At 45.5% G+C, this 26004-nt stretch carries 15 protein-coding genes; 8 read left to right on the top strand and 7 right to left on the bottom strand.

What is annotated here, in order from left to right:
- Window positions 1–450 precede the first annotated feature (450 nt).
- The gene (locus tag Q1Q15_RS15500; RefSeq protein WP_300461845.1) at window positions 451–1671 is read right to left on the bottom strand and encodes an MFS transporter; all 1221 of its coding nucleotides are present in this window, start codon (window positions 1669–1671) and stop codon (window positions 451–453) included.
- A gap of 97 nt (window positions 1672–1768) precedes the next feature.
- Window positions 1769–2608, bottom strand: a complete 840-nt coding sequence (locus tag Q1Q15_RS15495; RefSeq protein WP_300461843.1) for an MBL fold metallo-hydrolase — start codon at window positions 2606–2608, stop codon at window positions 1769–1771.
- A gap of 219 nt (window positions 2609–2827) precedes the next feature.
- On the opposite strand from Q1Q15_RS15495, the gene Q1Q15_RS15490 reads away from it, so the two are divergent.
- The 6 genes from Q1Q15_RS15490 to Q1Q15_RS15465 all read left to right on the top strand — a co-directional run bounded on the left by Q1Q15_RS15490 (window position 2828) and on the right by Q1Q15_RS15465 (window position 16564).
- Complete coding sequence (locus Q1Q15_RS15490) at window positions 2828–4675, top strand: acyl-CoA dehydrogenase (RefSeq protein ID WP_300461841.1); 1848 nt, start codon at window positions 2828–2830, stop codon at window positions 4673–4675.
- 32 nt (window positions 4676–4707) lie between these two features.
- Window positions 4708–5010, top strand: coding sequence for a phasin family protein (locus tag Q1Q15_RS15485; protein ID WP_300461838.1), 303 nt, complete (start codon window positions 4708–4710; stop codon window positions 5008–5010).
- Window positions 5011–5027: 17 nt separating this feature from the next.
- Window positions 5028–6728 carry an AarF/UbiB family protein gene (locus Q1Q15_RS15480; RefSeq protein ID WP_300461835.1) on the top strand — a complete coding sequence of 567 codons (1701 nt, stop codon included), beginning with the start codon at window positions 5028–5030 and terminating at the stop codon, window positions 6726–6728.
- A 184-nt stretch (window positions 6729–6912) separates the two neighbouring features.
- Complete coding sequence (locus Q1Q15_RS15475) at window positions 6913–8322, top strand: GAF domain-containing SpoIIE family protein phosphatase (RefSeq protein WP_300461832.1); 1410 nt, start codon at window positions 6913–6915, stop codon at window positions 8320–8322.
- Complete coding sequence (locus Q1Q15_RS15470) at window positions 8285–9643, top strand: GAF domain-containing protein (protein ID WP_300461829.1); 1359 nt, start codon at window positions 8285–8287, stop codon at window positions 9641–9643. The genes Q1Q15_RS15475 and Q1Q15_RS15470 overlap by 38 nt, the downstream gene beginning before the upstream one ends.
- 213 nt (window positions 9644–9856) lie before the next feature.
- Complete coding sequence (locus tag Q1Q15_RS15465; RefSeq protein WP_300461826.1) at window positions 9857–16564, top strand: Ig-like domain-containing protein; 6708 nt, start codon at window positions 9857–9859, stop codon at window positions 16562–16564.
- 45 nt (window positions 16565–16609) lie between these two features.
- On the opposite strand, the gene Q1Q15_RS15460 is transcribed toward Q1Q15_RS15465, so the two are convergent.
- From Q1Q15_RS15460 to Q1Q15_RS15445, 4 genes are read right to left on the bottom strand one after another with little or no spacing between them, the layout of a single operon-like run.
- Window positions 16610–17836 carry a glycosyltransferase gene (locus Q1Q15_RS15460; protein WP_300461824.1) on the bottom strand — a complete coding sequence of 409 codons (1227 nt, stop codon included), beginning with the start codon at window positions 17834–17836 and terminating at the stop codon, window positions 16610–16612.
- 2 nt (window positions 17837–17838) lie between these two features.
- Window positions 17839–19122 (bottom strand): HlyD family type I secretion periplasmic adaptor subunit, encoded by a 1284-nt coding sequence (locus Q1Q15_RS15455; RefSeq protein ID WP_300461821.1) that lies wholly within the window; start codon window positions 19120–19122, stop codon window positions 17839–17841.
- A 5-nt stretch (window positions 19123–19127) separates the two neighbouring features.
- Window positions 19128–20798, bottom strand: a complete 1671-nt coding sequence (locus tag Q1Q15_RS15450) for an ATP-binding cassette domain-containing protein (protein WP_300461819.1) — start codon at window positions 20796–20798, stop codon at window positions 19128–19130.
- A gap of 50 nt (window positions 20799–20848) precedes the next feature.
- Window positions 20849–22180, bottom strand: coding sequence for a TolC family protein (locus tag Q1Q15_RS15445; RefSeq protein ID WP_300461817.1), 1332 nt, complete (start codon window positions 22178–22180; stop codon window positions 20849–20851).
- A gap of 175 nt (window positions 22181–22355) precedes the next feature.
- On the opposite strand from Q1Q15_RS15445, the gene Q1Q15_RS15440 reads away from it, so the two are divergent.
- Together Q1Q15_RS15440 and Q1Q15_RS15435 are read left to right on the top strand one after the other, a co-directional pair.
- Complete coding sequence (locus Q1Q15_RS15440; RefSeq protein WP_300461815.1) at window positions 22356–24590, top strand: adenylate/guanylate cyclase domain-containing protein; 2235 nt, start codon at window positions 22356–22358, stop codon at window positions 24588–24590.
- A 176-nt stretch (window positions 24591–24766) separates the two neighbouring features.
- Window positions 24767–25360, top strand: coding sequence for a hypothetical protein (locus Q1Q15_RS15435; RefSeq protein WP_300461812.1), 594 nt, complete (start codon window positions 24767–24769; stop codon window positions 25358–25360).
- A gap of 12 nt (window positions 25361–25372) precedes the next feature.
- Here the strand turns inward: Q1Q15_RS15435 and nth are convergent, their stop codons facing one another.
- Complete coding sequence (gene nth / locus Q1Q15_RS15430) at window positions 25373–25978, bottom strand: endonuclease III (RefSeq protein WP_363320995.1); 606 nt, start codon at window positions 25976–25978, stop codon at window positions 25373–25375.
- Between the last annotated feature and the right edge of the window lie 26 nt (window positions 25979–26004).

Genomic DNA, 26004 nt, shown 5'->3' with positions numbered 1-26004 from the left:
GCTATGAACCCTGTCTGCTTTAAATTATTCCAAATAATGCAAACAATGATCGGAACAAAAAAAGCCTGATAATTGATTTTTTTTCAATTCATCAGGCCTTCATATGATTTTCCACTTTGATGGAGAGGCTTATAAATCAATGGTTTGCAAAAGGATATAAAGAAACCGGCGCTTTGGTTACCATGAAGAACACCTCTCTGACGCTTATCAGGACGAAAGCCCAGTATCCTGGAATAAACTTTATCCGACCACCGGATTGCTCCGGTCAGTCTAATTATATCAGTGCAATTGGGTTGCACAATAATGCAAAAACCTTCACATCTCAAGTAAAGCGGTCTGGTTCTATAAACCGAATCTATAACGTTTGCTATTTTCCAGCCCTTAAGTAAAAAATAGGGTGTTTTTTGTCAAGCACTATTTCTAGAAAATAAGACGACTCAAGAGCAATTCTTAAAATCCTTTTTCCAAATCCTGGTTGCTGGCATTCCAGGGGGCAATTTTGAACAATAGCAGCAGCCCTGGAATTGCCGCCACTGCGCACAGAAGATAAAATAGGTCCCACCCCAGATATTTTGCCATGAACCCTGTGGCAGCGGCAGCAAAGACGCCGGGAACAGCCATTAAACTTGTCAGTAAGGCATATTGGGTAGCCGTAAACCGCTTGTCTGTCTGTATGGCCATATACGTTGCATAGGCGGCCTGACCCAGGCCCGTGGCAAAAAATTCAAATCCCACGATACATCCCAGAAGAACCTGCCTGTAGGCAAGCCATGTCAGCGAATGGTGATCCAGCATGACCATTATGGCAAAAAGGGCTGTTGATACGGCCTGAAGGATACCAAATACCCATAGGGATCTGGCAATCCCCAGGCGGATCATAATCCCGCCTCCCAAAATCACGCCACCAAAAAGCCCGAACATGCCGATCCCTTTGACGATAACGAAGTACTCTGTTTTGGAAAACCCCATTTTAAGAATGAACGGAATGGTCATGGCCCCGGCCATATTATCACCGATTTTATACAGCAGGATAAATAACAGGACAAGAACAGCACTATGGCGCTGGAAAAACTCAATAAAAGGTTCAAGAACCGCCTCTTTAAGCGAAACCGGCGGTGCGTCCTCTATTATGGGTTCAGCGACAGACAATGTGGTTAACATCCCAATCCCCATCATCAGGGACAGGATAATATAAATGGTAGACCAACTGATATTGACCTCTGTCAAAAGGGAAATCCCCACGGAAACATACATGCCAAGACGCCAGGCATTCATCCAGACACCGGTACCAAATCCCAGTTCATCGCTGGTTAGATATTCCCGCCGGAAGGCATCCAGGGAAATGTCCTGGCTTGCCCCAAAAAAATTGACACACAGGGCCATGAAAACAATCCCGAACAAAGAACGAGAAGGGTCAAATTGTCCCATCAGCGCAATACTGATCATCAATCCCGACTGGGCAATAATGATCCAGCCCCTGCGTCGGCCTAAAAAGCCCGGCACATATCCGTCCATTAAGGGCGACCAGACAAACTTCAAGGTGTACGGAAGGCTTAACGCTGAAAATAGACCAATGGTGGTAAGATCCATATTGGACTCGGTCATCCATAATTTCAACACATCTTTAATAATATAGAAGGGAAATCCAGACGAAAATCCAAAAAAAAACATGACCATCATTTTCCAGGAAAAAATTATTTTCATGACCTGGGAAAAAGAGAGGGGAGATGATGGCTTCATGGGGTGATTAAACGGAAGGTCCTTATCATTAAAGATGAATTTCCATATTGCAGGGAACAGCAAAGCAGTCAAGGGAAGCATTTTTCTTTTTCAGGTCAGTTTGACATGCCTGGACAATCTTATCCATCTGGTCATCGGTTCTATCCTGGTTCAGATGAAACAATCCCAGTCGTTTCACCCGGGCTTTTAATGCCAGATCCATTACATCCTGAACCGATGAATGTCCCCAGCTTCTCTTTCGCTTATATTCCCTTTCAGTATATTCAGCATCATGAAACAGGAGATCCGCATTTCGTGAAAACTTCACATACGCATCAAAGCCTTTTCCTTCAGGATGATCAAACCCCAGTTCATTGTCCGTTAAAAATACAAATGTTTTTTTGTTTTCAATAAATTTATACCCCAGGCCTCCACCGGAATGGCTGCTGGAAATGGTTTCGATCCGGATAGATCCGATGGTGAAGGTGCCGTTCAATGTGGTATCAAATTGAATATCTGCTCTCAGATCCTTTAGGCCAATGGGGAAAAAAGGCTGTTTCATCACTTCCTTCAACACCGCTTTGGAGCTGAGGCCTGAAAATGTCCGATTCTGGAATACCATTTTCACCTTACGGTATTGCAGGGGCCTGAAAAAAGCAATTCCCAGGATATGATCCCAGTGGGCGTGGGTAAACAAAACCGTGTACCGGGAGATGTCTCTTTCAATAAGGGAGTTCCCCAGACGGCGGATACCGGTTCCTGCATCCAGGATAATCGTTTCGCCTGATCTCGCAGTAATCTCAATACAAGTGGTATCCCCACCATACTTGAGGTATTGATCACCTGATACAGAGATTGACCCTCGCGAGCCCCAGCATTTAATATCCATTGTTCTCCTGTATCACAACCCCAATTCTTCGTCCACCCAAAATTATTTTATCAGACCATTGAACGTCAGGATTTGTTCAATATTCATAAAAATAGTTAAAAACAACCAAACTTTTTTAATGTTCGCCGCTTGACAACATTATTTATTTTGCTTAGGGAATTAAGGGTATGGTTCTCGAAAAATGAGAAGCAATGAACTAAAAAAAAGGGAGTACTTTATATGGCACAATTAATCGCTGACCGACGGGATGTTGACTTTGTTTTGCATGAACAGATCGGAATGGTTGACCATGAATTGTTTAATGAATTTAATCGAAAAACCATAGACCTGATCGTTTCAGAGGCAAGGAACCTGGCCATAAAAGAAATCCTTCCCACGTTTAAGGAAGGGGATGAAATGGGGTGCAGACTGGAAAATGGAACTGTAACGGTTCCGCCATCCTTTAAACGGGCGTGGAAGCTGTATTGTGAAGGCGAATGGCTGGCCATGTGTGATGACCCGGAAGTGGGGGGGCAGGGAATGCCGAAACTTGTCGGGTGTGCGGCTCTGGAATATATGATCGGTGCCAATTCGGCATTCATGCTTTACTACGGCATGACCCACGGGGCAGCCAAGTTGGTGGAAGCCTTTGGTACCCAAGACCAGAAAAAACGATACATGAAAAAAATGTTTGCCGGCATTTGGGGTGGGACCATGCTCTTGACTGAGCCTGAAGCGGGATCTGATGTGGGGGCACTCACCACCACGGCCATAAAAAAAGCGGATGGTACCTATGCCATCCAGGGAACAAAAATTTTTATCTCTGCAGGCGACCATGATCTGTGTGAAAATATCATTCATCCGGTATTGGCAAGAATTGAAGGCGCACCCGCAGGAACCAAAGGGATCTCCTTGTTTCTGGTTCCCAAATATCATGTAAATGAAGACAACAGCCTGGGTGACTTCAATAACATTGTCTGTACCGGCCTGGAACATAAAATGGGCATTCATGGTAATGCCACGGCCACGCTTTCCCTGGGAGAAAAAGGAGACTGTATCGGCACGCTTCTGGGAGAAGAGAACAAGGGCATGCCGGAAATGTTCCAGATGATGAATGAAGCCCGGGCCTTTGTGGGTATGCAGGGCTTTGCAGTGGCCTCAGCGTCATATATGTATGCCCTTGATTATGCCAGAAACAGGATACAGGGAAGACATCTTCTCGCCGGAAAAGACCCGGCAGCCAAGGATGTCCCCATTATCCAACATCCGGATGTGAAACGTCAGCTGCTGAACATGAAAGTCTATACGGAAGGGATGCGGTCTTTGATCTATTATTATGGTAAATGCGCTGATATCGTTCACACCACCGCGGATGAACAACACAAAGCCGATACCCGGGCATTAATTGAAGTTTTGACGCCCATTGTAAAAGGGTATATCACGGATAAAGCCCTGGAAGTCTGTTCCCATGGAGTCCAGGTCTACGGCGGATACGGTTATATTTGTGAATACCCTGTTGAACAACTGATGAGGGATTCAAGAATTTTCATGATTTATGAAGGCACCAATGGTATCCAGGCCATGGATCTCATCGGCAGAAAACTGAGGTTGAATAACGGCGAGAGCTTTGCCTACTTTCTTCACCAGATACGAAAAACCGTAAATGCGGCCAAAGGTATTGAAGGCATAGAACGACTGGTTGAAACGGTCAGCCATGCCCTAGACAGACTTGAAGCGCTTGCCCGGGAACTCAGCCAGAGAACCCGGTCCGAAAAAATCTTCAATGCCCATGCCTTTGCCCATCCCTTCCTTGACGTGACAGGGGATGTCACTTTTGCATGGATGCATTTATGGCGGGCATCTGTTGCCGCGCCAAAGCTGATTAAAAAAGCAGGGAGTCTTGAACGGGAAGCGGTTAACGCAATGGCTGAAAAAAACAAAGATGTGGCCTATTATGCAGGTCAGATGGCATCTGCTAAATTTTTTATTCATACCCTTCTGCCATCCGCTTATGGTAAGATGGATGCCATCATGGAAGGAGACTCCAGTGTGGAAGACATTCTGGAAGTTTCTTTTGGATCAAAATAACCCCTTGGTAACATAATATTGTAGGAGGAAACATGTTTGAGTATCTTAGAAAAAGCCTGTTAACCGGCGTAGGGCTTGCCTTACGATCTAAAAATGAGATTGAAGACCTGGCAAAAGAATTTGCGCAAAATTCCAAAATGAACCAGGACGAAGCCAGGGATTTTTTAAACGAATGCCAGCAAAAGTATGAAGATGCAAAAACCGATTTTGATAAAAAAATTGAAAAAACCCTGGAAAAAATTCTGTCAAAACTGGATCTGGCATCTAAATCAGACATCAAAGCACTCAATGACAGGATCGATGACCTTACGAAAAAACTGTCTGATCTGCCATAAAAGGTCATTGACCGGTTATGCTGAGCATTAAGAAAATTGGCCGGGTGAGCACCCGATACCGCCATTTGATGCGCTATCGGCAAGTCATTGGCATCCTTTTAAAGTATGGCTTTGAAAACATCATTGATGTCATGAATATTGACCGCTACATTGAATCGGGCCTTCAGCTCATTCCCTTTGTCAATCCGCATGAACGAGTGGCAAAGCTTTCCAAAAACCAGCGGATCCGCATGACACTTGAAGAACTTGGCCCGACCTTTATCAAAATGGGTCAGGTTCTTTCTTCCCGCCCCGACCTTATTCCGGTTAATCTCTTGACTGAGCTGACCAAACTGCAGGATCACGTTCCACCGTTTGAATTCGAGCATGTAAAAACCATTATTGCGTCAGAATTCGGCAAACCCCATAACGAAATTTTTGAGTCAATAGAAGAAGTCCCTTTTGCCAGTGCTTCCATCGGACAGGTCCACCGGGCACGGATCAGCAGCAATGATCAAATCGCCGTAAAAATCCAGAGACCCGGCATACGGAAAATCATTGAAACAGATCTTGAAATCATGCTTCACCTGGCCTCCATCGCGGAAAATAATATTGAGGAGGTGGCACTTTTCAAACCGGTCAAAATTGTGGAAGAATTTGCCAAAACCCTTGAAAAAGAACTGGATTATTCTGTTGAAGCGTCCAATATAAAAAAAATGGCCGAGCAGTTCAAAAAGGACAAGACCATTCATATTCCCAAAGTATATTCTGACGAATCCAGCGAACGGGTGCTGTCCATGGAATATATCCAGGGTATCAAGGCAGATGACGTGGATGCCATTAAATCGGCCGGACTTGACAGAAAACTGATCACACGACGGGGGGCTGATTTCATCATGAAGCAGGTGTTCGAACATGGATTTTTTCATGCAGATCCCCATCCCGGAAATATCTTTGTCATGGAAAAAAACTGTATCTGCCCCGTGGACTTTGGGATGACAGGCTTTGTGGATCAACTCACCCGGGAGATATTTGTGGATCTGATCCACAGTATTGCCACAAACAACTTTAAACTTACCGCAAGACTGTTATGCGAACTGGCTGAATACGATATCCAGCCAGACCTTCCACGCCTTGAAAAGGACGTGTCTCTATTTGTATCCCTGCACCTTTCAAAGGTATTAAAAGAGATTAAAACGGCAAAAATGGTGACCCAGTTTCTTGAACTGTGTTCAACCCATAACCTGAAAATACCACCGGATTTTTTTTTAATGATAAAAGCCTTTATCTCCATTGAGGGCGTCGCTAAAAAACTGGATCCTGATTTTGATATGATTTCCCATGCCGTCCCCTATGTGACAGCTGCCAAATACAGGAAATTCACGGTGTCAAGGATTGTGGAAGAATTGATGGGCATGGCAAGGGAGTCCTATAAATTACTTCAGATCTTCCCGACAGATGCTGTTGAGATCATGCGCCTGGTTAAATCCGGACGACTCTCTTTCAACATAAAAATTGACGGGCTTGATAAATTGTTGCATACCCAGGATCAGACCAGCAACCGCATTTCTTTTTCCATCATTATCGCGGCATTGATATTGGGGTCGGCCATCCTCATTAATACCAAGGTTCCCCCCATGCTTTTCGGGGTGTCCGTGATCGGTATTGCAGGGTTTATTGCTGCTGCTGTGATGGGATTCTGGCTGCTGTTCGCCATTATTAAGAAAGGACGACTGTGACCCTTTCATCGATGGCTTGAATTTGGTTATCCGGCAGCGGGATAACGCTGCCGGGACCGGCAATAATAGCAGGGATATCTGTTAATTCGCTTGACATGATTTAAGGATTCATCTTACAACAAAAAAGTATTCAGGAGATTCTCAAACTTTGATGCAACCACCTTCAAAACATTAAGGGATATGAATGGAGTTAAAACAACTTCAGAAAGAAATTGCTGTTCTCCGGCATGAAAAAAAAATTCACGATGCCCAGAACCGGATGTTTGAAACATTCATCACCATGGCAAGATCGTCCAAAGAAGAACGGATGCTGAATGTTACCATGCAAAATGCCCTGGATATTGCAGCCCAGATTTCAGGTGCCGAAAAAGCCAGCCTGTTCCTAATGGATAAAGATGGTGTAGTAACAGACAGCATTCTTACCCGGGACCAGGTCAGTCAAAAAAAACGATCCAGCCTGATCGGTAAAGTCATAGACAAAGGTCTTGCCGGGTGGGTAAAACAGCATCTTTCAGTGGGACTGGTAACGGACACAACAACGGATGCCAGGTGGATTACCCTGCCCGGGCAATCCTATATCGTCCGTTCTGCTTTAGCCGTGCCTGTTTTACGACATGATACCTTGTTCGGTATTCTCACTTTAATGCACTCTTTGCCGTCACATTTTGATCAGGCCGCGGTGGACATTGTCCAGAATGCGGCCAATCAAATGGCGTTAATCATTGAAAATGCCCAGTTATATAAAAAACTTGAACAATCAAAAGTCTCCCTTGAAAAGGCCAAACAAGCGATTGAAAAATATTCCACGGCACTGAATGATGAGCTGGAAAAAGGCAAAAAAATTCAAAAAGATTTTCTGCCCCCCTATCTGCCGGAAGTGAAAGACTGTAACGTTTCATCCTATTTTCATTCTGCCCTGCAATTGTCTGGTGATTTTTATGATATGTTCACATTGCCGGATCATCATATTGGCTTTGTTGTGGGAGATGTCAGTGGTAAGGGCGTTGGATCGGCACTTTTCATGGCATTGACCCGAAGTCTTTTGCGTATTTTTTCAGGGTCGTTCACCACCAGCAGCCGTTTAAACAATTGGGCAAATGGCAGTGCTGTTTTTTTACCGGATTATGCGATGAAAACGATTTCTCTGATCAATGAATATATTGCCAAAGAACATGGTGAGCATGGTATGTTTGTGACCCTTTTCTTTGGTATTATTGATCAATTGACCGGTAAGGTGGTTTATATTAACGGGGGGCATGAACCGGCATTTGTTGTGGGAAAAAACAACATAAAACATGTTCTAAAATCAAGCGGTCCGGCACTGGGCCCCATCCAGGGCGCAACCTACGACATCAACACCCTGCAGCTTGAACCGGGGGATATCCTTTTCAGCTATACGGATGGGGTAACGGAAGCAAGATCAGAAACAAGGGAGTTTTATACCCGCGGCCGGATTGAAACGATCATCAAAAATGGATTTGATGATTCTGCAGAAGCGCTTTTGGAAACCATTAAATCAGATTTATTTGCGTTTATCGGAAAGGCACAGCAGACTGATGATATCACAATGCTGGCCATCAAGTGGCATTCATGATCAACCCCATCAAAAAATTGACGGGTATTCGGTAGTTGAGATGATGCAGACAGATATGAAAAGAAATATCGGCCGAAGAATGGAAGATTTTATCGTCAGAAAAGAAATCAAACGATTTCACAAATTATGTGACGTCGGCAAAATAATCACGGCTGAAATTGATATATCCGTCTTATTCCCCCTGGTGATGGATCTGACCAACACCATCATGGGATCCCAGAGAAGTTCGGTATTCCTGCATGATAAAAAGACCGATGAACTCTGGTCGCTGGTTGCCACTGGAATGAAGAAACAGGAAATCAGAATTCCGTCCAATACAGGTGTTGCCGGCTGGGTATTTAACCATAAAGAAGCGCTGGTGATTAATGACGCGTATAGGGACCCAAGGTTTAATGTTGACATTGACTGCAAATCCGGTTTTAAAACAAAAAACATCCTCTGTGTTCCTTTGATTAATACTCAGGGCAACTGTATTGGTGTGCTCCAGGCGTTGAACAATAGCAAAGGCGAATTTACGGATAGCGACAATCTGTTTTTAGCGGCCATATCAGACTATGTTGCCATTGCCCTTGACAATGCCAGATTGTATGATGATGTAAAAAACTACTCGGAGAACCTCCAGGAACAGATTATCATCAATGAATCCCTTGTCAAATTGAAAAATCAGCTGACAAAATTTGTTCCCCAGAGTGTGGCGAACCTGGCTGAAACAGATCCGGAAAAACTGTCCTGCGAAAAAATACCCATGGCAGTATCTGTTTTGTTTGTTGATATCCATAATTTTACGGGTATGACTGAAAATTATGAGCAGCGAATGGTCAATCACATGGTTGAAAACCATTTTTCGAACTATCTCCGGTGTATTTATCACCACGGCGGGGAAATAAACGAGACCTCCGGTGATGGGATCATGGTCATATTCAAGAGTGATACCATTGAAGACTACGCACTTGAAGCGGTCTCAGCAGCCCTTGAAATTATAGAAGAAAATAAGCGGCTCAATCAACAATACACCTATCCCTGGGGAGAAATTCATCTGCACATGGGTATCGGTACAGGTGAAGCCTATGTGGGAACGACACGGATGGAAAGTGCCCTTGGTGAGAGATGGACGTATACGGCATCAGGGCTTGTCACCATTCTGGCATCCAGAATCGGTGCCTTATCTGAACAGAGCAGGCTGTATATCGGGGCTGACACCCACAAAAGAATTCATGAAAAAATTGATTGTGACTTTCTGGGCCATTACAAACTTAAAAATATTTCAGAGAAAGTACCCATTTATCACGTTACCAAGCTCATCTCTTCTGATTGTACATAACGGCAGTTGGTCATAATTGATACCACTTTGTTGAGGATAACACTGCCGTTAAATTGATTTTGAAAAAATAGTACTTTCCATGACAGTTTAACTATGCTATGCCAAAATAAATATTCTGGGCTTAAGAATTTCAATAAAGTGGTGCTACTATTGCTGATACTCCCTGTCGTTAAGCGATATTAGCAAATCAACATCTTTATTAAAGGATCCGTAATGACAGATAATACCGTATCAGGAAAAAGCGTCGGCGTTGTGGTCAGCATTCAGGGACATGTTCAAGCGATTTCAGCGGATGGAATCCGGGAATTGTCAACTGGAAGTGAAATTTTTCAGGGTGAAAGACTTGTTACCCAGGCAGACGGGCAGATCGAAGTTAAATTTATAGACAATACCAGTTTATCCCAGGGCGGGAACAGTGAAGTAAGCATTGATGCCTATGTGTATGATCCTGACGAAGGGTCTAACTCAAATTTGCTGTTACAAATGACCAAAGGTGTTTTCCGAACGGTGACAGGTGAGATTGCCAAACAAAATCCTGACAACTTTAATTTAAAATCCCCCTTGGCCCTCATCGGTATCAGAGGGACTACCGTGCTGGGTGAAGTTTCAGAGGATTCAGAGCGCTGGGGCGTTGAAGAGATCGGAAAAGGCCATGTGCTGGTGGTGCAGGATTCGTTTGGGAATATTCAATTTATCAGCGAACCGACGTTAATCATCGATTTTCTGAAAAATCAACCGATCCAGCCGGCCCGGCCGTTGACGTCGGAAGAATTGAATTTTTTTCAAAAATCGGCGCCTATCTCACCATCGGAGAACAATCAAGGCGACAATGGCCAGGAGGATACAGAAGATGAAGATGGAGACCCCGGGCAGAACCAAGATGGGGATGATGACGGCCAGGGAACCTCAGAACCGGATTCGGAAACAGGAGATACCCAAGGAGATGGCCCTGAACCGCCAACACCCGAACCTCAGATACTTGGATTGATCGATTATACGGATCCGGATGACCCATCTTTTTACAGTGTCATTGAGCCGGACCTGGAACCATCCAATGGAAACACTGACGGGTTGTTTGGTTCCGACACATTGGGAGAAGAAGGGAACGAAGAAGAAATACCACCGGTACCGCCAGTCGTTACGCCTTTAAACAATGAGCCTGTGGCTGAAGATGACCTGAATATATCCACGTATGAAGACCAAAGCATCATCATTGATGTTCTTGAAAATGATACAGATCCGGACGGGGATGCCCTGACCATTGACAGTATTACCCAGGGCGCCAACGGAAGGATTACCATAAATTCAGACAACACACTTACCTATACCCCCGATACAGACTTTAACGGATCCGACACGTTTACCTATACGGTCAGTGACGGAAAGGGCGGGGAAGATACCGCTGCTGTCACTGTCAGTATCACGCCAAACAATCCTCCGGTAGCTGAAGATGACCTGTATATTGACGTCAATGAAGATGACAGTGTCACTATTGATGTCCTTGGAAATGACACGGATCCGGACGGGGATGCCCTGACCATTGGCAGCATTACCCAGGGCGAAAGCGGCACGGTGTCGGACAATGGAGAGGGTTCCCTTGTCTATACCCCTGATACGGACTTTAACGGATCCGACGATTTTACCTATACGGTCAGCGACGGAAAGGGCGGGGAAGACACCGCTACGGTTACGGTCAATGTGGCCCCCGTAAATGATGACCCAGTGGCTGGAGATGATTTGAATATTGACGTCAATGAAGATGACAGTGTCTCCATTGATGTCCTTGACAATGACACGGATCCGGACGGGGATACCCTGAATATTGCCGGTGTTACTCAAGGTGCCAACGGAAGCGTCAGCATCAATTCAGACGACACACTTACCTATACCCCCGAGTTAGACTTTAACGGGCAGGACACGTTTTCCTATACGGTCAGCGACGGCAATGACGGGGAAGACACCGCTACGGTTACGGTCAATGTGGCCCCCGTAAATGATGACCCAGTGGCTGAAGATGACCTGAATGTGTCTACCAATGAAGATGAAAGCATCATTATTGATGTCCTTGACAATGACACGGATCCGGACGGGGATACTCTGAATATTGCCGGTGTTACTCAAGGTGCCAACGGAAGCGTCAGCATCAATTCAGACGATACACTTACCTATTCCCCCGAGTTAGACTTTAACGGGCAGGACACATTTTCCTATACGGTCAGCGACGGCATTGGCGGGGAAGACACCGCTACGGTTACGGTCAATGTGGCCCCCGTAAATGATGACCCAGTGGCTGGAGATGATTTGAATATTGACGTCAATGAAGATGGCAGTGTCTCCTTTCAGGTCCTTGATAATGACACTGATATTGATGGCGATACCCTGAATATTGCCAGCGTTACCCAAGGTACCAACGGAAGCGTCAGCATCAATTCAGACGACACACTTACCTATTCCCCCGAGTCAGACTTTAACGGGCAGGACACATTTTCCTATACGGTCAGCGACGGCAATGGCGGGGAAGACACCGCTACGGTTACGGTCAATGTGGCCCCCGTACCTGATCCTCCAGTGGCTGAAGACGACCTGAATGTGTCTACCAATGAAGATGAAAGCATCATTATTGATGTCCTTGCAAATGACACGGATATTGATGGCGATACCCTGAATATTGCCGGTGTCACTCAAGGTGCCAACGGAAGCGTCAGCATCAATTCAGACGATACGCTTACCTATTCCCCCGAGTTAGACTTTAACGGGCAGGACACGTTTTCCTATACGGTCAGCGACGGCAATGGCGGGGAAGACACGGCTACAGTTACGGTCAATGTGGACCACGCACCTGATCCTCCAGTGGCTGAAGACGACCTGAATGTGTCCACCAATGAAGATGAAAGCATCATTATTGATGTCCTTGTAAATGACATGGATCCGGATGGCGATACCCTGAATATTGCCAGCGTTACCCAAGGTGCCAACGGAAGCGTCAGCATCAATTCAGACGATACACTTACCTATACCCCCGAGTTAGATTTTAACGGGCAGGACACATTTTCCTATACGGTCAGCGACGGCAATGGCGGGGAAGACACCGCTACGGTTACGGTCAATGTGGCCCCCGTAAATGATGACCCCGTGGCTGAAGATGACCTGGGTATTACCACGAATGAAAATGAAAGCATCATTATTCATGTCCTTGATAATGATACCGATATTGAAGGGAATCCGCTGAATATTGCCAGCATTACCCAAGGTGCCAACGGAAGTGTCAGCATCAATTCAGACGACACCCTTACCTATTCCCCCGATTCAGACTTTAGCGGACTGGATACGTTTTCCTATACGGTCAGCGACGGCAATGGCGGGGAAGACACCGCTACGGTTACGGTCAATGTGGACGCTGTAAATGATCCTCCAGTGGCTGAAGATGACTTTGAAATGGCTCGGATGAATGAAAGTACAGACATTTATGTTCTCGACAATGACCATGATCTGGAGGGGGATGATATTTCCATATCCTCGATAGATTTGACCGCTGATGGTAGTTTAGAAATTGATTCCAGCAATTCTTATCTTATCTATACCCCTTACAACTTTGATCCGCTTTTCCCTGTTCATACCTTTGACTATACGATCACTGATGGTGAAAATTTTGATTCAGCTACCGTACAGGTAGAAGTTCATGGACAAATCATCACTGGCGATGATCTTGATAATGTCCTTACCGGCACTATGGCAGATGATGAAATATATGGCAAGGGAGGTGATGATACGCTCTTTGGTAAAGAGAGTGATGATCTTCTCTTTGGTGACAGCGGTAATGACACGTTGTTTGGATACAAAGGCAATGATTTTCTTGAAGGGGGATCCGGTAATGATTTATTAGATGGCGGCGAGGGCCTTCTTGATCAGGCCGATTACCACAATGATCCTAGTGGCATCACCGTTACCATGGATACATCTGACCTAGTGGTCCTAACGGACGGATATGGGTTCACAGACCTCCTGTATGATATTGAATGGATCCGGGGTACGGATAATAGTGATGTCTTTACCGGGGACGGCCGATTCATGATTTATGAAGGCGGAGCCGGCAGTGATACCATCAATGCCGGGGTTGATCCGGATGAAGATGATGGCGGGGTGTCCTTTTGGTATGATCCCTTCCCTGTGAATGACCAGGGGGTTGTCATTGACCTGACGCCAGATCAACTAGGTGTGGTGGAAGTGCTTGATGGCTGGGGGGATACCGATACCCTTCAAAATATCAACGGCGTCGCGGGTTCCCAGGCGAATGACATCTTCCGGGGAATAGATGACACCCATTCCTGGTTTTCGGGTGGCCAGGGAAATGATATCCTCCATGGCGGCAATCTGAGTATGGCGAGTGAGGAGTGGGGTAATATGGCTGTTTATCTGATGGATACGGACGGTATTGACGCCACATTAGCGTATGACGGCACAGATATCACCGGATCGGTTGTTGACGGATGGCAGACGATGGATACGCTTACCAATATTACGGAAATATGGGGATCAAACTTCGATGATGTCATGACCATTCAAAGTGATGGAAGCTTTTGGGGTGAATGGAGATTTGAAGGGGGCGCCGGCGATGACATTTTGAGGGGTCAGGCAAATGAAGATACTATTGCCCGGTATGACGCAGACATCGACGGTGTGTTTGTGGATTTGTTTGACGAAGGCAGCATCAATCCCGGAAACGGATATGCCATCGACGGCTGGGGCGATACCGACATGCTCTTCGACATTCATCATGTTGAAGGATCCGATTTTGATGACACATTGATCGGAAATGACCAGGACAACGCCCTGTTGGGTGGCAACGGAGAGGATACATTTGTCGGCAATGCCGGTGATGATTATATGGATGGCGGTGATTTTGAAGGCAATTATCCGCGGAATACGGCAGATTACCAGGATGACCCGATAAATAGCGCTGATGACTGGAATGGGATTGAAGCCGTTATCCATTATACCCCGGCAAATGATCTTGATACGTTTAACGGCTCCCAGGTTGTGGACGGATGGGGTGATACAGACACACTGAAAAACATTTCCATTATTAAGGGGTCTAACTTTGATGACAGCATTACCCTCACCATAGAGGATCCAAACGATCTCTCAGATGTCAGATGGGAATTATGGGGCATGAACGGCGCGGATGACATTACCGGTACGGACGGAGAACGCGTCAGGGTCATGTATCTGGATGACCCGGATCTAAACGGGGATGGCATCGGTGTCACGGTTGATTTGTCAACGGGAACCGCCGTGGATGGATGGGGAAAAACAGACACGTTAACCCATATCCAGGCGGTCAGTGGGTCTGATTATATTGACACCCTTTTGGGATCGGACAATGATGACGGCTTTATCGGAACCCTTGGGGATGACAGTATAGATGGTTCTATCGGCCGGGATTGGGTCTCCTATAGCTGGATGGACGACAACGGGGATTTTAATGGGGTCAGTATTGACCTGGCTGATAATTATGCCGCAGGCTTTGATTCCCTTGGAAATTCCCTGTTCCAGGATGCTTTACTGAATCTTGAAATAGCCGAAGGATCGATGTTCTCAGATACCCTCCAGGGAAATGCCGAAAACAACTGGCTGGGCGGATGGGAAGGAGATGACACGCTCATTGGCGGTGAAGGGTATGATCGTCTGGCAGGTTCCCAGGGAAATGACGCACTGATCGGCGCAGAAATCGTCGGTACAAGGGGAAGCACATATGCGGTTTACGACAGTGACCCCGATGGCATTGATGCCCATATCAGCTATGATTCTTCCGGGTCTTTTGAAGGGTCCAGTGTCAAGGACGGGTGGGGCGATACAGACAGCTTGTCCAATATTACCCGGATCGTAGGTTCCGATCATGATGACAGCATTTCTTTCGACATCAATGATTATGACGGGACATCAAATATTTACTGGTACGTCTGGGGTATGGAAGGCAATGACGAAATCACTGGTACGGCGGGTGAACGAGTCCGGGCCCTTTATTTTGACGACCCGGATGATGTCGTCATAAATCTTGAAGCAGGAACGGCTCAGGACGGCTGGGGCAATACGGACCTTCTCATTGATATCCAGGCAGTGAGCGGGTCAAACTCTGGAGACGATACCCTCCAGGGAAGACTGATTGATTCCAGTGGATTCTTAGGCTCACTTGGAGACGATACAATTATCGGCGGCACGGGATGGGACTGGTTAGGCTATGGCTGGATGGACCATCTGGATGAGTTTAATGGGGTGAAGATTGACTTGGAGAACAATGATGTCACTGGATATGATGACAATGGCCAGGAGACATTTCATGATGCACTCTTCAGCATTGAAGAAGCCTGGGGATCCGGTTTTGATGACGTGATCCTTGGCACTCAAACCGATAACTGGCTTGCCGGTCAGGCCGGTTCTGATACATTGACCGGAAATTTGGGAAATGATACCTTTTTGTTTACCACGGCCCCGGATTCTGTGGACACAATTTTAGATTTTACAGCCGATGGGGCAAGCGGTGAAAATGATATCCTTCGATTTGAAGAGGGTCGGGATTTAGGATTTTCTGCTAAAGGAGACAATGAATACACGGTGTTTGATGGGACAAACAAGGCGGATCCCACTGCATACCAGATCATCGGTGTAACGGGCGTGGTAGCCAGCGACTGGACGGATGCGGCATCCATTCTTGACGCGGCCGTTGATGCCACCCCAGGGGATGGCACCAATGATGATACCTATTTTGTTCTCAGCAATGGCACAGATGCCCGGGTGTATTATTGGGAAGGGGATGCCAATACCGATAATATGGTGAATGATGCTGAGTTGACCCATTTTGCTGACCTGGATGGATTCAATGATATCTCAACATTGGGTGAAGAAAACTTTCAAATTGTCTAGCCCGTTTTTTCCCATTCTCGTGTGGTATGGGTAAGCAAGCCTTTATCAACCAAACAGGTTGCCCTGTTTGTCCTGATGAATCATTTTTTTAATGATGTCCAGTTGCCGGGGAAGCGTTTTTTCAATGGCATATGTTTTAACAATCGTCTGCCGTGCTTTTTGTTTGACTGCTGTCATAAAAGAGGGATAATCCAGGCAGGCTGAAATCTTTTCACTGATTTTATCCGGGGAAGAAAAATCGGTTATGATCCCGTTCACTCCATCGGTGATCACTTCCTTAACCGGCAACATATCCGGTGCAAGCACCAGGCATTCACAGGACATCGCTTCCAGCAAGGATGGTGAAACCATCAGGGGGGAGTCAAGATAAACATGAACCCTAGACGACTGGAGAAGCATTTTATACGCTTCATGGGCCAGACCATCAATGAAATGAACCCGATGGGGATCCAGTTTAACTTTTTCAAAAATCAATGACTTATACGATGTTTTATTGCCGGATGCATCACCAAAGGATACACGATCTGCACCCACAATGACGGCATGGGCATCTGGTTGTTGTTCTAAAACCGCGGGCAAAGAAGCGATAAACTGTTGAAACCCCTTATAAGGGGCCAACACCGCTGTCGTGTAGGTGATCAATTGTTTAATGTGGGACAAATCCAGGACATCTGTTTTGAATGTTTGATCTGTCGAGGGTTGGAATGCACGGGTGTTGACGCCGTTATGCACGACACTCAATTTTTGATGAAACTCTTTTGGAAATTGTCTTTTTTGCCAGCCGGTGGGACAGATGCCATGATCACAGGCCCACAGGTCAGATAAGATGGACAGGTTTTTGTTTCTCAAGTTCATACGGATGTTCAGGTCGGGTCCGGAAATAGCCGTACTATCATCATGAGGGTTTTCCAGGCTGTGGAACCAGTTAAAAAAGCCCAGGAAAGGAGTATTGGGATAGATATCTTTCACGTAAAAAGATGTGCCGGTACCGGAATGACCGACGATCAAATCAGGCGTATACGCTTGTTTTTTTAGTCCCGCAAGGATATTGGCCACAGCCAGACCAGGGGGATTTTTGGAATGAGGATCATTCTTTTCCCTCCCCGGCAATTGTTCAGAAAAAACAATTTTCTGCACCCCGGGAATCTGACGGTTTTTGTTTGCCGTTGCAGAAGTGAGAAAAAGAATTTTATTGTCCTTATCTTTACCCAAGCTTTCTGCCAAAAATCCAAATTGACCCGGGAAATCGGGATGAATGAACAAAATATTCATACTTAACGCTCCTGCAGAGAAAAACTGAGTGTGTTCATAAAAGGGTCTACAAGATAGTCCAAAACCGTTCGTTTGCTGATATGGATATAGGCAAGCAGGACCATTCCAGGGTATAATTTATATTTTTGGTCGCCGGATTGAAAATAATTTTTTTCCGATTCAATGCGGACATTATAAAACGTCCGTCCATTTTTGTCGGTAAATGTATCCGGACTGATGTTGACAACCCGTCCAGGCAGTTTGTCATATTTGCGGGCATCAGACGTTGGCAATTGTAACAATGCCGTTTGACCTTTTTGAACATATCCGACATCGGATATGGACAGATGGGCCTCAATGATGAGGATTTCTTCCGAGGGGACAATATCGGCGATGGTGTCGCCGGGTTTGAGCACGCCCCCCCTTGTGACCAAATATATTTTTTTTATCACCCCGTTAATGGGCGAGCGAATAATGGTTCGTTTCATGCTGTCTTCAAATTTTTTCAATCGGACAGAGAATTCATTCAGCTCCTGTTTTGCCTGCTTGAGTTTTTCTTCTGTTCTTTCCTTAAACGCGTATGCCACCTCTTTTAAATTCGCCTGGGTTTCCTTCAGGGCATGATTTGCCTCCAACAAGGCAGACAAGTCGTTTTGGATACCCCCTTCAATTTCTTTGGTTTTACGCATGATTTCAAGGTGCTTGTAACGGGTTGTCAAATTTTCATTCAACAGGTCTTGGGACAAGGCAAGCTGCTCTTCAAGTAATGGCAGTTGTTGTCGTTTGCTTTCCAGATGAGATTCAATGGTTTTGATGCGCTGCCGCTTTTGGTCCACAAGCTTGCTCAGTGTTTCAATCTTGCTTTGTACGCTGTTTTTGTGGGCAGCAAACAGACTCCGGGCATCTTTTACCAGGTGGGGATATTTTCGTTCACTGTCTGGAGGAAAGGCAATGGTTTGCTTATCCTTTATCACGGCGGTATACCGTATAATATCCACGGTTAAGGCATCCATTCTCATTTGAATCTCTTCAAGGCTTGCCCCGCTCCTGATTTGCTCAAGCTCAACCAGGGCCTGACCTTTTGTCACCGCATCTCCTTCCCGAATATTTATTTTCCGGATAATACCGCCTTCAAGATGCTGCACATGCTTTATTTTTCCCGTTGGCACCACCTGCCCATCCGCAACACTGACAATATCCAACTCTCCGTGATAGGCCCAATAGATAAAACTGATGCACATCAAGGCCATCAAAACAAAAAAAAGGTGGGTGACACGACTCAGTTTCCTGGCGGTTGTATCGGGCATAAGAATCAGTCTCTTTTTAAGGCTGGCATGGCTGGTATTGTCAATTCAGGTTTGGGTTTAACGTTTAAATTCAAAATCAATGATGCCCCTTTTAATATTTTAGGATCATTGGAAAACACAATGATGGTCTTGTTTGCTTTCATCAGGTCATTCATGATCTGATAAACCGCCTGGATCCCTTTTTCATCCATGGCATCCGTGGGTTCATCCAGTATCACCAACCGGCCATTGGTGACAAGGCCCCGGGCCAGCGACAACCGACGTCGGATACCCAAGGGCAAATTTTTCCCATTATCCGTCATGGGCGTGTCCAGCCCATTTGGGGTCATGTCAAGGAATGACTTTAAATCTACTGCCCTGAGAATATTATTTAACACCGACTCCTCCAGGTCAGGATTTAACAAAAGGATATTTTCTCTTATGGTGCCATTGATGAATGACGGTTCCTGGGGCATATAAATAATTTGTCTTCTCCACCAGGGTGCTGCCAGCTGTTGAAGGTTGACATCATCGGCCAGTATACTCCCTCTTCTTGGCTCCAAAAGACCCACCAGCAGTTTTGCCAAAGTTGTTTTACCCGTACCATTCCGTCCGTAAACGGCCATGGCTTTCCCCGAAGCCATCGTGAGTGTCACAGATTCAAAAACCGGATGGGAGGTATTGGGAAAGGCAAACCCCACATCTTGAAATTCGATCTGCCCGGTATACTCTCTTAGAGACGACCCGGTGGCAGACTCCAGGGGTAACCTTTTCAGCAAGGCAATCTGTTTAAACGCTTCTTTTGCTTTGCCCAGCAGGTAGCTGACCTGGACCAGCCGGGTAATGTTCTGATAGGCCCTTCCCACAAGAATATTGGCACCAATCAACGCCCCCACAGTTAAGTCACCCTGAACCACGATGGTTGCCCCCACCGCATAAATCAATACACTGGTTAAAGAACTACCGGACAGTGTCAGTGTCTGGGACAGCTCTTTTGTATCCGTCATTTTCTCCCGCAACCGACTGATGGTTGACAGCTGGCTCTGCCACATATGTTGAAGAAACCCCCCGGCACTGAAAGCCCGGACAGTATCAAGGGCATTAACGGCAGAATAATTCAGGTTGCGATGGGTTGCGCTTTCGATTAACAGCTGTTCTGAGTTCTGCTGAGACTTCCTGATGCTCAGCCATCCAGTAACCAGGCCGATCATGATGCCCATTACGGCAACCCCGGCCAACGCAGGACTCAACAGATAGGTTGCCCCGATAAAGAGCAGGGAAAAAGGGGCATCAATAAGCGTATTCAACGTTTGAGCGTCATAGGTGCTCTGAAGGGTCTGAATACTATTAAGGACTTCCTGTATCCTTGATCGTGAAAACAGATCAAGGGGCTCTGCCTTTGCCTGGGTAACAATGGTCAGGACATCCAGGGATAACTGGTCATTGACGTCCTGGTTGACCACACTTGCCATCTTTGTTCGCAATATCCTGAACCCGAACTGCAGCAAGATCGCCAGCAACATCCCTGTGGTCAGGGTAATAAGTGTGCCATGGAAGCCATAGCTGACATACCGGTTTAATATCTGTATGACATACAGCGGCATGGCAAGCGCCAGAACAGTTATAAAAAAACTGGCAATAAGAATTTCCATGGCCAGTAACGGTTTTCGGAAAACCCGACGGAGGATTTCTTTCATAGTAAAATTAGCACCCATCACCCCCAGGCATCATCGTTTGGCTGATCCCCTTACTCAAACAGTTGCAGATGGATACTGCCCATTGAAAACAAAAGGTTGTAGGCAGCCATCTTCGTGTCCTGGCGGGCGGCAATGGCGGTGGCAGTGGCATTGATATAATTAATTTCACCGTTAAGCACATCTAAAAGGGACCGTGTTCCCATTTTACGCTCTTTTTTGGCCAGCAATAAAAAATTTTTCACAATCTCTGCCTGCTGGTCTAAAAGTTCACTTTTTTGTTTTAAAATTGATAACTGGTCCCAGCTGTTGCTGACCTGTTCCTGGATGATTCTCTGAACATACTCGGTATGATATGAGGTCGCTTTTCGATTTGCCAATGCCGATTTTAATGCGGCTTTGTCCCCTCCCCCATTGAAAAAATTATAGCTGAGTTCCATACCTGCAGAGGCTTCATTTCTATAACCGATAATACCATCCTCATTGTCTTTTGCCACGGCTTCGGCAAAGAGATTCACTTTTGGATAAAATGCTGTTTTGGCAATATCAATATCTTTTTGGGCCATTTGGGTCGTGTACCGTGTAATCAGCAGCTCAGGGTTTTGCTGCCGGGCTGTGGTAACGGCATCTTCAAGCATAGCCGGCAACTGATTGTCCGGAAACTCAATATCCTCGAGAAATTCGATTTCCCGGGTGCTGGGGGATCGAAAAAAAATGGCCTGGAAGCGATTTATGGCAAAGTTGAGTTCTCCCTGGGCTTCAACTCTCAAGGCCATTGCGCCGGCCAGTTGTGATTTTGCCTGGAGAACATCTGAAGAAAGGCCTGCCCCTTTTTCCACCAGGGTTTTTTCAATTCCTGTTAATTCCTTGATGCGTGCTTCAGACTGTTGGGCGGATTTAAGTCGTTCCCTAGCCCGGATAACATTGATATATGCATGAATACCTTCCAGCATCAACTGCTGACGGCTTGACTCCAAACGGGCTTTGGCCTGTTCAAGCAGCACAGCAGATCTGTCAACGATCCCTTTTGTTTTTCCAAAATCTGTTATCAGTTGACGGGCCCTTAATGTAACATTGTATCGGTTCTCATTTGTATCATTGCTGAACTCCTGATCTATATCTTGTCTGCCACCGTCAGCCATCAGATCCAGGGTTGGATAATAAAGCCCTTTACTCTGAAGATATTGTGCCTGGGCCTGTTCAACCTGACTTTGAAAATTTTTAATTTCTTCGTGATTTTCCTGGAGCTGCATCAACAAATGATGAAGGTTCAATTCAGATGCTAAATTTTTTGTTTTTTGCAACCCATCACTAGCATACCCATTCAATGAAACAAGGGCGATAAATAAAAAAATGACAAAACACTTTAAAATAACTTTATGCATTTTACCTCCTTAGTATTATTTTATCGTAATAATGTTTTTTTATTGAAATAACATTGGGATCAAAATACTATAAATCCCAGCGCATTAAGTTTGTCAAGAACTATCTTTTTTTGACACTATCAGATACCATCGACAAAAGGCAGTATTATTTTTAAAAGGAGAAAATAGAAACTTAGTGATACAAATTGCCCAGCACATATCCCGGTTTTTCAAACAGGCCCACTGGACCGTCATGGCTTTGGGACTTGCTATAACACTGCTGACTGCGGGGATATATATCTTCAAACCGGCATATCTCAACCTTTTGGAATATAAACTCTATGATGTTTTTTTTCAAAAAGTCTATTCAAATGACAAAACACAATCTGTTGCTATTGTTGATATTGATGAATACAGCCTTGAAAAATTCGGGCAATGGCCGTGGCCCCGTTATCGTGTGGCCCTTTTGTTACAGAAAATCCATATGGCCGGCGCCCTTGCAGTGGGAGCGGATATTCTTTTTGCAGAGCCTGACGGGACATCACCGGTTGTGCTGCAAAAAGCACTTAAACGAGATCTCCATATTGATATCCAGTTTTCAGGAATACCGGAGGGACTTCTGGATAACGATCAGCTGTTTGCTAATGTATTGCAAAAAGGACCGTATGTTCTGGGATATTCTTTTGGTTTTGAAAAAAATGGATCTCCTTCCTCGGCACTGTTACCACCACCGGCTTTGAAAGTGGTTGAAATCAAGGCACCAGGCGCAAAACCGGCTCACAACTATCTGTTTAAAGCGTCACATCTGATTTCTCCCCTGCCTGTTTTTTTAGAAAGCGGCAATAATGCCGGTTTTATGAACACCTTAACCGATAAAGATGGGGTGCTCAGAAGAACACCGTTGTTTATTTCCTGGCAAAAAAAAATATATCCACAGTTATCCCTGGCAACCCTAATGACTGCTTTTAAAGACAAACTGCCGGATCCGGTCATCCGGGTAACCCGGGGCGGCATTGAATCCATAAAAATCGGCACCACCGTTATTCCTTTGCAACCCAACGGCGCCATGCTGTTAAATTACCGGGGACCCAGCAATACCTTCCCCTATATTTCTGCCGGGGAAATCCTGGAAGACACGGCAGATAAACAGGCGCTGCAGGGAAAAATCATCTTTTTGGGGACTTCGGCAGCCGGGCTGAAAGATATGCGGGTCTCTCCCCTGGACCAGGTATTCCCCGGTGTTGAGGTTCATGCCACCATTGTGGACAATATCCTGCGGAATGATTTCATCCACAGACCGGACTGGATACCCGGCCTGGAACTTGCCTGCATCCTGTTGTGGGGGGTGATCACCACCCTGCTGATCGGTTGGGCCAGTGCCTTTTTAACCCTGCTCATCACGCTGATACTTGGTTTGGGGGCATGGTATGGTGGTCTATGGAGCCTTGACCGGTTTAATATCTGGGTATCTCCTTTTTTCCCATTAATGGTGCTGATTGAAAATTTTTCAATTTTAACCCTGCAAAAATTCTGGTTTTCCGAAAAAAAAAAGAAATTTTTCCGCAGTGCATTCAGCAAATACGTATCCAAGGCTGTGGTGGATCAACTGGCTGAAAATCCGGAAAAATTGAGCCTTGAAGGGGAAGAGAAACCCATCAGCATTCTGTTTTCCGATATTCGAGGGTTTACCTCACTTTCTGAACGCCTTTCACCGTCACAAGTCACCCTATTGCTGCATGATTATTTTACCCCTGTTACGCGCATTATTATCAACAATCATGGCACCCATGACAAATTTATCGGCGATGCGGTCATGTGTTTCTGGAATGCGCCGGTGGATGTGAAGCATCATGAGGCGTTTGCCGTTAAAACAGCGTTAGAGATCCTGGATGCATTGCCCGATTTGAACAAGGGGTTTGAAAAAAAATTTGGTATTCATCTGGCCATCGGTATTGGATTGCATTCCGGTCGATGCAGGGTTGGGAATATGGGGTCAGCCGATATTTTTGATTATACCATTATCGGTGACAATGTGAACCTGGCTTCCCGATTGGAAAGCCTGACAAAATTTTACGGGGTTCAGCTGATTGTCAGCGAGACCCTTCTCAAGAAATGCCCCCGGGATATTGTCGTCCAGGAATTGGACCTGGTAAGGGTCAAGGGAAAAAACGAGCCGGTTCGCATCTATACGGTTTATTCGTGGCTGAAGGATACCACACCCCAGCGTAAACAAGAGATTGATGCTTACACCGAGGGGTTAAACCTATACAAAAACAAGTCCTTTGTTAAGGGAGAACACTATTTTAGAGACCTTGTCCGTCAATATCCTGAACAAAAACTATATAAGATATATCAAGACAGGTGTGCTTTTTTTAAAACAAATCCACCCGATATAAACTGGGAGGGTGTTTTTACCCATACCAGCAAATAAAGGGTATGCCCATCGTCATTGCGGGTGATGCTATGGACCTGTTTTAAGACGGCTGTTTGTTTTTTCATTGTAATGGTGATAAATTATTTTATAATACAAACGGTCGGGGCATGATAAAGGTATCAACCCCCGTGATGCACGGCGAAGCATATCTATCATTTTAAAAGGAGTCTTCGATGAAAATTACTGACCCGGATGTTATCAAAAACAGTGAAAAGGATCTGATCAAGGCTGTAAGAAATGACCTTGACTTGGAAGTGGTCAAGGAAATTTTAAAAAAAAGGATGGCCGCGGCAGCCCTTTCATCCAAAGGAGGTGAAATCGTTGTTCATCAGAATGAAATTGCCTTTAGACTGGATTTTGATATTCAGTTGAGCGGCAGCCTCATGTTTGACAGGCAAGGCAATTATATTCCAGAGTCAAATGAGACCCGTGATCCTGAAACCCGCATATCAGAAAACCTTGACCTGGTTGATATACCGGACAATACCCCCCCGGAAGAAGACCTTGATAAGGATCTCCTGGATTATGCCCTTGATGATACAGTGGATGGACCCTCCATAAAAATTGAACAGAAGGAAACCTCACAAACAGGCCCTGAAGAAATTGAAGCGATTGAAATTGATATGCTTGATCAACCGGCAGATGCGTCTGAATTGGACCCTGAAACAGGAACAGATGATTTTATCCCGGACGATCTAGTCGATGATGATATCAATGATATCCTCAAGGAAAGCCGTGAATTCTGGGAGTTCAAAAAAGATGAGTAACAGATGAAGATCTTATTTTTTCCCTTTTGCCAGGCAGATCTTAAACAAAGGACACGCTTCACAAAGCGGTTTTTTTGCATCACAGATTTCCCTGCCAAAGTAGATCAATTGCAAGGACAGATCACTCCAGGAATTTTCGGGTATGATCTCCATTAATTCATACTCAATTTTTGTGGGATCTGTTTTATCTGTCAGACCCAATCGCTTTGAAATTCTTAGCACATGGGTATCCACAACGATGGCCTGATGACCAAAAGCTGCTGACAGCACCACGTTGGCAGTTTTCCTCCCCACGCCCGGCAATGTGACAAGCTTGCTGATATCTTCCGGAACGACACTGTCATACCGGTTAAAGATATCAAGGGCACAGGCTTTAATATTTTTAGCTTTATTATTATAAAAGCCGGTGGAATAGATGATTCGTTTGATGTCCCCCAATGCCGCATGACCCAGCCCCTTTGGGTCAGGGTATTTTTCAAACAGCTTTTTTGAGACCTTATTGACTTGTTTATCTGTGCACTGGGCAGACAGTATCGTGGCAATGAGCAATTGAAAAGGCGTGTCATGATCAAGCTGGGTCTTGACAACAGGATACCGTTTCCTTAATATTTTAAGCAATGCGGTTATTTTTGATGCCGTTAAAC

This window comes from Desulfobacula sp. (genome assembly GCF_030145145.1).
Classification (GTDB): Bacteria; Desulfobacterota; Desulfobacteria; order Desulfobacterales; family Desulfobacteraceae; genus Desulfobacula.
This window is presented reverse-complemented; position numbering and strand designations above follow the sequence as displayed.